Origin of the sequence: Nitrospirillum amazonense, from assembly GCF_007828035.1 — a bacterium.
Taxonomy (GTDB): Bacteria; Pseudomonadota; Alphaproteobacteria; order Azospirillales; family Azospirillaceae; genus Nitrospirillum; species Nitrospirillum amazonense.
On record NZ_VITV01000008.1, the window covers coordinates 322,512 to 333,523 of the forward strand.

Sequence of the window (11,012 nt, forward strand, 5' to 3'; positions counted from 1 at the left end):
ACTCCTTCTAGGGCGCGACGGACAGCTGGGCGGCGGTGGCCCCGGCGGTTTCCAGCGTCTTCAGGTCGGCGCGCTTGAGCTCCAGCGCCGCGAAGGCGTCGTGGGCGCGCTGTGCCACCTCCAGGATGGAGGTCCAGTTGACGGGCAGTTCCTCCGACAGGTCATGCAGGTCCATCTTGGCCTGCATGGCCCGGGCCGATTGCTTCTTGATCTCGTTCTTCAGGGCCTCGACATCGCTCATGGCAATTCCCCTATCCGCTCAATAACGGGCGACGTCGGGAAAGCGCCCGATCATGTCCACGCCCGCCTGGACGTATTTGCCCCCCTCCTCCGCCAGCTTGGCCAGGGTGTCGAAGCCGAAGCGGTGGACATCGCGCAGCTGCTTGTTCACCACCACCAGACGGCCGCCGATCAGCACCATGCGGCCGAAACCCTCATGGCTCATCTTCAGCATGGGGGACACCATGACGCCCGTCGCCTGCTCGATGCTGAGCGCCACGGCGTTGAAGAACAGCTCCAGCCGCCAGATGGTCTCCGGATCCGGATCGCCCAGGATGGGCAGCTGCCGCCGCTTCTCCTTGTCGACGATGTAGGGTTCCAGCAAATCCAGGTCGGCCTTGCCCTCCCAGGTGCCGTGGGTGTCCTGGGCGCGCCAGATCACGATCAGCTGGCGGATGAAGGGGCTTTGCGCCGCCACCGTTTCGGGCGGCAGTTCCAGAACGTCGGACATGGGTATCAATCCTCGAAATCCAGAGTACGGACGGCCCCCTTGGCCATGGCCTTGCGCAGCCAGGGCGGCGGCGTGCCGTTCAGCACGGCGCGCAGGCGTTCCAGCAGATCCTCGATGGGTTCCGGCTGGGTGACCTTCATGGGGTGGATGTTGCTGGCGACGACGCGGGCGGCGCCGGACCCGCCGATGGCGGCGACATAGAGGATGGCGCAGTCCTTGATCGCCTCGATCTTGGGCGCCAGCTTGTCCTCGTTGCCGTCCTCCTGCAGATCACCGGCGAACTCCACCGCCTGCAGCAGGCGATAGCCGTCGGGATCCAGCTCATAGATGGCGATGTTGCGGGCCCAGCCGAAATGGGCGTCGACCCGCTTCATGTCCTGCGTGGCGAAAGCGACCTTCATGCGGCTTCCCCTTTCGATTGAGCGCCGTCCCCGTCCACCACCCGCCAGGTGTCGGGGGTGGCCCCGTGATGCTGTTCGGTGTCGGCCATCACCAGGTTGCTGAGGGCGAAGATCAAATCCCGCGCCCCGCGGTAGCCGACGGAAACCAGGTGCCCGGCCCCCAGCCGGTCGAACAGGGGCAGGCCCATGCGAAAGAACGGAATGCCCAGGCGGGCCGCCGCCTGGCGCCCATGGGAATGGGTGATCAAGAGGTCGCACCCCCGTTCCCGCGCCCGCCGCTCCAGATCCTCCAGGTCGCCGATCAGCACCTCGTCCGTCTCCACCCCAGCCAGCACGGGCGAATGGGTGGTGGTGACGGCGGCGGTGATGTGGGCGCCCATGGCGTGCAGCATACCGCCGACATGGGCCAGCAGGTCGGGCTCCGCCCCGATGGCCACCTTACGGCCGCCAATGTGGAAGTGTCCGTCCAGCATGGCGTCCACCAGCTGTCCGCGCTGCCGCCGGTATTTGACAGGCACCGGCCGGCCGCTGATCTCCGACAGGAACATGATGAAGGCGTCGGTCGCCTCCAGCCCGCACAGGCGGGGGAAAAGGCGGAAGGGCACGCCCGTCCTGTCCCGCAAGGCTTCCGCCGCTGGGCGCATCTGCTCACCGATGGCGATGGCCCAGGATGAGGCGCCCAGGCCCGCCACCTCATCCACGCCGATGCCGCCGATGGTGGTGGGGGTGAAGTCTTCCGGAATGTGGCCGTCCAACGAGCCCGCCAGGTCGGGCAGGAAGCTGGACTTCAGCCCGAAATCCTCCAGGATGGTGCGCAACTCGTCCAAATCACCCGGCGTCATGTGGCAGCCGGGCAGTATCGTGACCCTGGCCGGGTCGCGCGCAGCATCGGCCGGGGGGGCTGCCACCAGTTCCTGCACCATGCGGGTCACGGCCTTGCCCCACCCATCCTGGAACGCGTCCTTGAAGTCGGGGGTGGAAACGTAGACCAGCGGCAGGTGCGCCACCTCCGCATGGCGTTCCCGCACCAGGCGGATGTAACCCTCCACATCGTCGCCCTTGGTCTCGGTGACGCCGGTGGAACAGATGCCGATGATCTCCGGCTTGGTGCGCTTGTGGATGTTCAGGATGGCTTGTTCGACATTGTCGTAGCCGCCCAGCACGGTGGCGACCTCGCTCATCGCCGTCGTCTGCAGGGGGATGGCCTCCTTGAAGTGGCGGACGAACAGCACCAGCCCGAAGGAGGTGCAGCCCTGCGACCCGTGCAGCAGGGGCATGGCGCCGCGCAGGCCCATGAAGGCCAAGGCGGCGCCGATGGGTTGGCTCATCTTCAGCGGGTTGACCGCGCAGGCCTTCTTGACGTGGGTGACCGTCGCCATGGCCCCTACTCCGCCGCCAGGGCCGGCAGGGCGGCCAGCACCTCTTCCACCCGGCTGGCGCAGGCGCCACAGCCGGTGCCCGCCGCGGTATGCCGGCGTACATCGTCAAGCGATGTCAGCCCATGCGCGCGGACCGCGTCCTCGATGGTGCCGAGGTCCACACCCTTGCAGGTGCAGACGGCACCAGCCCGCCGCGCCTGTTCAATCTTCTCCGGATCGGCAGCCTCCGCCGCCAGCTGGGCGTCGGCGCGGGCCTGCCAGGTATTGCCCGGGTCATCCCAGGGCGCCGGGCGCCGCACCTGCTCCCACACCGGGTTGAACAGGGTGCGCGCGATTTGTTCCATCAGCGTCACCATGCCGACATAGCCCATGTAGGCGTGGTGGCGTTCCTGGTTGATGTCCAGCCAGGGCATGGCGGCCTTCAGCGCCACGAACTGCGACCGGCCGCCCGACAGCATGATGTCCGCCTTGGCATCCTTAAGCAGGCGGTACATCTCGCGCGGGGTCATGTCCTCGATCATGTGGGCATCCTGGCCCAGCAGTTCCTTGATGCGCTCCTTGTCCTCCTTGGTGGATTTCTTGACGCTGGTGCCCACCAGTTCCAGCCCCGCCTCCTGCAGGGCCGCCACCACGGACCAGGACTTCACCCCGCCGGTGATCAGCAGCACCTTCTTGCCGGCGAAGCGCGGCTTGAGCGGCGCGATGGCGGCCCAGGCCCGCGCCTCCTCCCGCGCGATCAGCGCCTCCGTCCGGTCCAGCAGGTCGGACGGCGCCCCCCGCTCGACCAGCAGCCGGGCGATCTGGCGCAGGCTGTCGCTGGTATCGCCGATGCCGTAGAACGACCCTTCGAAGAAGGGGATGCCGTAGCGTTCCTCCATCTTGCGGGCCACGTTGATCATGGCCTTGGAGCACACCATCATCGCCGCGCGGGCGCGGTGGGAATAGGCCACCTCGCGATAGCGTCCATCGCCAGAGATGCAGGACAGGATGCGGATGCCCAGCTCATCCAGCAGGGGCTTCACCTGCCACAGCTCGCCCGACAGATTGTATTCACCGATGATGTTGATGTCGTAGGGCGTCGTCTCGTCCGGTTCCTCGGTGCCGATGACGTGGTCCAGCAGGGCCTCGCCCGCCAGCTTGTTGCCCAGGTTCTTGGGCCCGACGAAGCCCGGGGAATTGACGGGGATGACCGGCTTGCCGAACTTCTCCCGCGCCGCCTTGCACACGGCGTTGATATCGTCGCCGGTCATGGCCGGGATACAGGTCTGGTAGACGAAGACCGCCGGCGGGTCGTACTTCTCGATGATCTCACGAATAGCCTTGAACAGGCGTTTCTCCCCGCCGAAGACGATGTCCGTCTCATTGATGTCGGTGGTGAAGCCGGTGCGCCACAGGGTCGGGCCGGAGGATTTGGCGCCCCGGTTGTCCCAGGAATTGCCCTCGCAGGCGATGGGGCCGTGGACCAGGTGGGCCACGTCGGTCAGCGGCTGCAGGGCGATCTTGGCGCCGTCGAAGGCACACCCGCCAGCCGCCCCGCCCGGCTGCAGCTGCTTGGTGCAGCCCTTCTTGCGGTCAGCCGCCGACTTGGTGGCGTTCTTGGCGCAACCGGGCTCGTTGAAGACGTCCTGGATGGTGGCCGACAGCGAACTCATTTCCGTGTTCCTCACCTGAACGGGTCAAGAAGCGCCGCGCCGCCAGCCCCGACGGGAAACCCCGGGGGACAAAGCGGCGCGGCCAGGACGCAAGCGTCTTTGGGGAAGACGCCACGGAGAGGCCAAGCCCGCCGTCAGCGGATGATGTCGAAGCTGTAGTCCGTCTTGGACGGCACGTTGGTGTTGAGGTCGATCGTGTCGAAGATCTTGTCCAGGATGGTCACCAGCACGTTCAGCCCGCCCTGATATCCCCACAGCGGGAAGCGGTGATGGTGGTGCCGGTCGAAGATGGGGAAGCCGATGCGGATCAGCGGCGTGCCCGTGTCACGCTCCAGGTACTTGCCGTAGGTGTTGCCGATCAGGAAGTCCACCGGCTCCGTGAACAGCAGGGAGCGCAGGTGCCACAGGTCGCGGCCGGGATGGACGTGGCAGTTCTTCCCGAAGGGGGAACTGTCGAACAGCTCCTGCACCTTCGCCGCCCAGGCCTTGCTGCCGTTGGTGGCCAGCACGTGCGTCGGTTCCGCCCCCAGTTCCAGCAGGAAGCCGGCCAGGCCCAGGCACAGGTCGGGATCGCCGTAGATGGCGAACTTCTTGCCATGGATGTGGGCACTGGAGTCCGCGATGGCGTCGACCAGCCGGCCGCGCTCCCGCTCCAGCTCCACCGGGATCTCCGTACCCGTCAGGCGGGCCAATGCCATCAGGAAACGGTCGGTGCCGGCGACACCCACCGGGTGGTTGAAGGCGGCGACCTCCTGCCCATGCGCCGCGATGAACGGCAGGGTCTTTTCCGTGCAGTATTCCTGCATGGAAACGGTGGCCTTGGCATGGATGGCGTCGGCCGCCTCTTCCAGGGTGGTGCCGCCATCGTACATACGGAATTCGCCATCCGTGGGGGTGTCCCAGACGTCGCTGGTGTCGCCCAGGATGGTGTAGTCGATCCCCATCAGCCCGAAGATGCGCTTGATCTCCCGCAGGTTGCCGACGGTGTAGCCGTCGAAGCCGCCGATGAAGTTGATCTTGCCGTTGGGCACGCGCTCCAGCTTGGGCGCGGTGCCGGCCTTGCCGTCCCAGAAATGGTCCAGGATGCCCTTCATGACGTTGTCGTAGCCGGTGACGTGGCTGCCGACGAAGGCGGGGGTGTGGGCGAAGGGCACGTCATACTCGGCGGGGACGGAGCCCTTCTCCTTCGCCGTCTTGATGAAGGCGTTCAGGTCGTCGCCGATCACCTCCGCCATGCAGGTGGTGGAGACGGCGATCATCTTGGGCTTGTACATGGCATAGGCGTTGGCCAGCCCGTCGATCATGTTGTTCAGGCCGCCGAACACCGCCGCGTCCTCGGTCATCGACGACGACACGCAGGAGGACGGCTCCTTGAAATGGCGGGAGAAATGGCTGCGGTAATAGGCGACGCAGCCTTGGGAACCGTGTACGAAGGGCAGTGTGCTTTCAAAGCCGACGGCGGCGAAGACGGCGCCCAGCGGCTGGCAGGCCTTGGCCGGATTGATGGTCAGCGCCTCGCGGGCGAAGTTCTTTTCCTGGTACTCGGGCGTCTTGGCCCATTCCCGCACCCGCTCCACCTCCGCCGGATCGCGGCGGTTCTCGAACTGCTGGCGCTTGTTGACCAGCATTTCCTGGTATTCCGGGCCACGGAACAGCTCGAAATGGTCGAGCACGTTTTCGGCACTCTGCGTCATGATGGAAACCTTTCCGAAGAACGTCGTACGGGAGCGCCTTATTCGGCGGCCAGCAGGCGGGGTTGCGCCGCGCCCTTCCAGGGGGCCTTGGCCATCTTCCAGACGGGGGCGTTGATGGCCATGTCCATGTCCCGCGCGAAGATGGCGAAGCCGTCATAGCCGTGATACGGGCCGGAATAGTCCCAGGAATGCATCTGGCGGAAGGGCACGCCCATCTTCTGGAAGACGTACTTTTCCTTGATGCCCGACCCGACCAGGTCCGGCTGGATGCGTTCCACGAACTTCTCGAACTCGTAGCCGGTCACGTCGTCGTAGATCAGCGTGCCGTCCTTGACGTAGTGCTGGGCCGTGCGCTGATAGTCGTCGTTGTGGCCGAACTCATAGCCGGTACCCACCACCTCCATGCCCAGGTCCTCATAGGCGCCGATGACGTGGCGGGGGCGCAGACCGCCCACGAACAGCATCACCGTCTTGCCTTCCAGGCGCGGGCGGTACTTGGCGATGACGGCGTCCGTCAGCGCCTGGTACTTGGCGATGACGCGCTCGGCCCCCTCCTTGATCTTGTCGTCGAAGTAACTGGCAATCTTGCGCAGGGATTCGGCGATCTTGCTGGGGCCGAAGAAATTGTACTCGCACCAGGGAATGCCGTACTTCTCTTCCATGTGGCGCGAGATGTAGTTCATCGAACGGTAGCAGTGCAGGACGTTCAGCTTGGCCTTGGGCGTGTTCTCCAGCTCCGCCAGGGTACCGTCACCCGACCATTGGGCGATGACGCGCAAGCCCATCTCCTCCAGCAGGATGCGGGATGACCAGGCGTCGCCGCCGATGTTGTAGTCGCCGATGATGGCCACGTCGTAGGGGCTGGCCTCGAACGCCGCCGGCTTGGCCGCGCTCTTGTCGAAAACCCAGTCGCGGATGGCGTCGTTGGCGACGTGGTGGCCCAGGGACTGCGACACGCCGCGAAAGCCCTCGCAGCGCACGGGCACGATGGTCTTGCCCTCGTATTCCTTGGACTTGGCCTTCGACACCGCCTCGATGTCGTCACCGATCAGGCCGATGGGGCATTCCGATTGTATGCTGATGCCGTTGTTCAGCGGGAACAGCTCCTGGATTTCATCGATGATCTTGGCCAGCTTCTTGTCGCCGCCGAAAACGATGTCCTTTTCCTGGAAGTCTGAGGTGAACTGCATGGTCACGAAGGTGTCGATGCCCGTCGTGCCGATGTAATAGTTGCGCCGCGCCGCCCAGGAATACTGGCCGCAGCCCACGGGGCCGTGGCTGATGTGGATCATGTCCTTGATCGGGCCCCACACCACGCCCTTGGACCCGGCGTAGGCGCAGCCGCGGATGGTCATGACGCCCGGAATGGACTTCAGGTTGGACTTCACGCCGCAATCGGACTTGCCGGCCTCATGCACGTTCAGGTGCTTGGCGCGCCGTTTCGCGGTCTTCTCCGGGTAAACCTGCAAGACCTCGGCAATCAGTTCCTTGTTGCGTTCCTTGATCTCCGCAACGCTCTGCGTCTCCGACATACTCATTTCGCTGCCCTCATGTTCCCCGGTGAAGAAAGCCCGCTGGCGCGCGCCCGGCCCCCATGCGGAGGGACCGGGCGGCACCGGCGGCCGTCGCCGATCAGGCGAGTTCCAGCTCAGGCCAGTTCCAGCTGGGCGGCGGTCCGGCCGACCAGGCTTTCGTCCACGGCCTTCATGATCCCGTGCTCCATCAGCATGTCCTCAAGCTCGTCCATGGTGATGGGGGTGGGGATGATGCCCTTGCCGGCGTTGTTGTGGATGCGGGTGGCCAGGTTGCGGTAGTGGTTGGCCTGGGCGCTCTCCGGCGCGTATTCCAGCACCGTCATGCGGCGCAGTTCCGCGTGCTGCACGATGTTGTCGCGCGGCACGAAGTAGATCAGCTGTGTGCCCAGCTTCTTGGCCAGGTTCTCCGCCAGCTCCAGCTCCTTGTCGGTCTGGCGCTCGTTGCAGATCAGGCCGCCCAGGCGCACGCCGCCGGACACGGCGTACTTCAGGATGCCCTTGGAGATGTTGTTGGCCGCGTACATGGCCATCATCTCGCCGGACATGACGATGTAGATTTCCTGCGCCTTGTTCTCGCGGATAGGCATGGCGAAGCCGCCGCACACCACGTCGCCCAGCACGTCATAGGAAACGTAGTCGATGTCTTCATAGGCGCCGTTCTCCTCCAGGAAATTGATGGAGGTGATGACGCCGCGGCCGGCGCAGCCCACGCCCGGCTCCGGACCGCCGGATTCCACGCAGCGGATGTCCTGGTAGCCGACCTTCATGACATCCTCGATCTCCAGATCCTCCACGCTGCCGGCGGCGGCGGCCAGGCTGAGGATGGTGTCCTGGGCCTTGGCGTGCAGGATGAGGCGGGTGGAATCCGCCTTGGGATCGCAGCCGACGATTAGGATGCGGTGGCCCATTTCAGCCAGGGCCGCCAGGGTGTTCTGGGAGGTGGTGGACTTGCCGATGCCACCCTTGCCGTAAAACGCGATCTGTCGCAGTGCCGACATTCAAGGTCTCCTTGAACCGATTGTTGAGCCGATTGCCAATGCCCCGGTTGAGGTCGGGGCGATCCTCGTTCGCAGAAGCTGGCCCGCGGATTTCGGGAAGGAGCACATCGCTCGACAACGCGTAGGCGTGCACTCAGCCCTCACTAGCCGACCGGTATTTCAGCAACCGGTGTGCCAAGTGGAGGATTTATGATAAGCTGTTGATATTATTATACTTGTACCGACTGCCACGCCCCCGACAAAGATGTGCCGAACCCGACAGGCGGTGTGCGGCTGTCGCAAACGGAACAAGCCCACCGCCGCCCGTCCGTGCGGGAAAAGCCCGGCCCCGCTGCTTCCCTGGGCCATGAGCGCCTGCGGAACGGAAATTGCTGTGGACACCCCAATGCCCGGGACGGGGCAGCCCATCATTGGAAAGGGCGTGCCATGCAGATTGGGGTCGAGACCGCCAAGGCCGTGGACCAACGGCGGGTTTTCGTCGTGGACCAGGATGAGATCACCCGCGCCGCCTTGCAGTTCATGCTGCATGACGAGATCGAGGCGCATGAACTGGCGACGCCGGAGGAGGCCTACGCCAAGGGCGTGGACTGGCTGAAACCCGACGTGGTGCTGCTGGGTGCCGCCTTCCTGGCGGAACGGGGCGTGGGCCTGGTGGGCGACCTGCTGCGCACCTTCCCCGGCGTGCGGGTGCTGATCGTCTGCGCCAAAGCGGAGGAAGCGCTGGCGCTACAAGCCCTGGCCGCAGGCGCCCACGGCGCGCTGGTCAAGCCGCTGGCCCTGGCCGACGTGCGCCGCAAGGTGGACACGGTGCTGGGCCGCATCGGCGGCGCCGCCCTGGTGCAACTGGTATGAGCACCATTGTCTTCTATGAAAAGCCCGGCTGCCGCACCAACGCCCGCCAGCGCCGGGCGCTGGAGGCGGCGGGGCATACGGTGCTGGTCCGCGACCTGCTGGCCGAGCCCTGGACGGCGGAACGGCTGCGCGATTTCCTCGGCCACGCGCCCGTCGCCACCTGGTTCAACCCGGCGGCACCCGCCGTGAAGGCGGGAACCGTCGATCCCGCCGTCCTGGACGCGGCCACAGCCCTGAACCTCATGGTGGCCGATCCGCTGCTGATCCGCCGGCCGCTGGCGGAGGTGGACGGCCTGCGCCATGCCGGGTTCGAGAGCTTGCGCGACTGGTTGGGCCTGGCGGGGGACCTGGAGGCCGTGGCCACCGGCTGCTCCCACCCGCACAGCCCCTGCCCCACCCCCAAGAGCACTGGAACGCCGTGATGACCGATCGTGCGCCTTACGCCATCATCCTAGGCACCAATGAGATCGCCTCCGCCGTAGCGATCCGGCTTCACCAGCAGGGTTACGGCGTGGTCATGTCCCACGACCCGTCGCCCCCCGTCATCCGCCGCAAGATGGCCTTCCACGACGCGCTGTTCGACGACCCGGTGACCCTGGCGGGCATCGCCGCCGAAAGGGTGGACGGTGGCATGGCCGCGGCGGCGGCCCTGGCCCGCCGCCAGGGCGTGGTCATCACCGAACTGGGCCTGCTGGACCTGATCGTCATCCGAACCCTGGATCTGCTGGTCGATGCCCGGCTGCAGAAATACAGCACCACCCCCGACCTGCGCCGCCTGGCCAAGGTCACCGTCGGCCTCGGCCCCGGCTTCACCGCCGGTGAGAATTGCGACTTCGCCATCGAGACCAAGCCCGGCAGACAGGGCGCCCTGGTACGCGAGGGCGCGACGGAACCCGCGGACGGCATCGTCCGGCCCCTGGGCAACCGCGGGGCGGAACGCTTCGCCTATTCCGCCTTCCCCGGCCGCTGGCACACGGCGATGGAGATCGGCTCCCGCGTCTTCAAGGACTATGTCATTGGCTATCTGGGCGCCGCCGCCGTCCAGGCCCCTTTCGACGGCATCCTGCGCGGCGTGGTGCGGGACGGGACGGAGGTGCCCGCCGGCGTCAAGCTGCTGGAGGTCGACCCCCGTGTCCGGGGCGCCGTCTGGGCCGGCGTCGATGACCGCGCCCAGACCATAGCCCAAGCCGTCGGCACGGCACTGACCACGCACATCCGTCCAGTGCCGATCCGCTGAGGCCCCCGCCTTAGGGCGCGCCATGAGGCCGGCAGTGACATATCTTTGAATCGCGTCCGCCGCGTAGCCGCCATCTCCGGACAAGCCAGCCGTGTCAAGAACGCCACCGAAACGCGCCGATACCGTCTACGGCGCCTGGCGTGTCCGGCACGACCTTGCTGGCGGAGGGGATCGCCTGCGGCCTGCATCGTGTGGAACGGTTGATGCGCCAACGGGGACTGCATGCCCGGCCGCGCCGGCGTGATCTTCCCAAGGATGCGGGGAAACGATCCCTCGTCGCCGGCAACATGCTGGATCGGCAGTTCAGCGCCGACGGCCCGAACCAGAAATGGGTGGCGGACTTCACCTACAGCTGGACGGCCGAGGGCGGGCTGTATTAGGCCAGCACGGTCAGCGTCAGCACGGCGTAGCGCGCCAGGCTGGCGAAGAAACCGCGCAACATGGCGTCGAACTGCGGGGTGCGGCCCAGGACGGCCGTGACGATGCGGCTGACCTTGCCCGACAGCCACAGGCCGATCAGCAGGATCAGGATGG

The 11,012-nt window shown here is 66.1% G+C and carries 11 protein-coding genes and 1 pseudogene; 4 read left to right on the forward strand and 8 right to left on the reverse strand.

The features are described from left to right. Positions 1-7: 7 nt before the first annotated feature. The 8 genes from FBZ87_RS21950 to nifH form a co-directional block, all read right to left on the reverse strand. On the reverse strand, positions 8-241 hold the full coding sequence (locus FBZ87_RS21950; RefSeq protein ID WP_145612711.1) for a CCE_0567 family metalloprotein: 234 nt from the start codon (positions 239-241) through the stop codon (positions 8-10). Between the two features lie 18 nt (positions 242-259). Continuing rightward, positions 260-730 carry a NifX-associated nitrogen fixation protein gene (locus FBZ87_RS21955; protein ID WP_145612712.1) on the reverse strand — a complete coding sequence of 157 codons (471 nt, stop codon included), beginning with the start codon at positions 728-730 and terminating at the stop codon, positions 260-262. A 5-nt stretch (positions 731-735) separates the two neighbouring features. Beyond that, positions 736-1,131 (reverse strand): nitrogen fixation protein NifX, encoded by a 396-nt coding sequence (gene nifX, locus FBZ87_RS21960; RefSeq protein ID WP_145612713.1) that lies wholly within the window; start codon positions 1,129-1,131, stop codon positions 736-738. Further along, positions 1,128-2,510, reverse strand: coding sequence for a nitrogenase iron-molybdenum cofactor biosynthesis protein NifN (gene nifN, locus FBZ87_RS21965; RefSeq protein WP_145612714.1), 1,383 nt, complete (start codon positions 2,508-2,510; stop codon positions 1,128-1,130). The genes nifX and nifN overlap by 4 nt, the downstream gene beginning before the upstream one ends. A 5-nt stretch (positions 2,511-2,515) precedes the next feature. Continuing rightward, a complete protein-coding gene (gene nifE / locus FBZ87_RS21970) occupies positions 2,516-4,162 on the reverse strand; it encodes a nitrogenase iron-molybdenum cofactor biosynthesis protein NifE (RefSeq protein WP_145612715.1) in 1,647 nt (548 codons plus the stop codon). Positions 4,163-4,296: 134 nt separating this feature from the next. Continuing rightward, a complete protein-coding gene (nifK, locus tag FBZ87_RS21975) occupies positions 4,297-5,856 on the reverse strand; it encodes a nitrogenase molybdenum-iron protein subunit beta (RefSeq protein WP_145612716.1) in 1,560 nt (519 codons plus the stop codon). 38 nt (positions 5,857-5,894) lie between these two features. Then, on the reverse strand, positions 5,895-7,394 hold the full coding sequence (gene nifD, locus FBZ87_RS21980) for a nitrogenase molybdenum-iron protein alpha chain (RefSeq protein WP_004274320.1): 1,500 nt from the start codon (positions 7,392-7,394) through the stop codon (positions 5,895-5,897). Between the two features lie 110 nt (positions 7,395-7,504). After that, entirely contained in the window at positions 7,505-8,389 is an 885-nt protein-coding gene (nifH, locus tag FBZ87_RS21985; RefSeq protein ID WP_145612717.1) for a nitrogenase iron protein, read from the reverse strand. A gap of 426 nt (positions 8,390-8,815) precedes the next feature. On the opposite strand from nifH, the gene FBZ87_RS21990 reads away from it, so the two are divergent. From FBZ87_RS21990 to FBZ87_RS22005, 4 genes and pseudogenes are all read left to right on the forward strand, one after another. Beyond that, positions 8,816-9,241, forward strand: a complete 426-nt coding sequence (locus FBZ87_RS21990; RefSeq protein WP_145612718.1) for a response regulator — start codon at positions 8,816-8,818, stop codon at positions 9,239-9,241. After that, positions 9,238-9,663, forward strand: a complete 426-nt coding sequence (locus FBZ87_RS21995) for a thioredoxin domain-containing protein (RefSeq protein WP_145612719.1) — start codon at positions 9,238-9,240, stop codon at positions 9,661-9,663. Before FBZ87_RS21990 ends, FBZ87_RS21995 begins: the two co-directional genes overlap by 4 nt. Continuing rightward, positions 9,663-10,478, forward strand: a complete 816-nt coding sequence (locus FBZ87_RS22000) for a xanthine dehydrogenase (protein ID WP_145612720.1) — start codon at positions 9,663-9,665, stop codon at positions 10,476-10,478. The genes FBZ87_RS21995 and FBZ87_RS22000 overlap by 1 nt, the downstream gene beginning before the upstream one ends. Positions 10,479-10,590: 112 nt before the next feature. Next, positions 10,591-10,855 (forward strand): annotated as a pseudogene (locus tag FBZ87_RS22005) (IS3 family transposase); the annotation flags it as partial. Positions 10,856-11,012 lie beyond the last annotated feature (157 nt).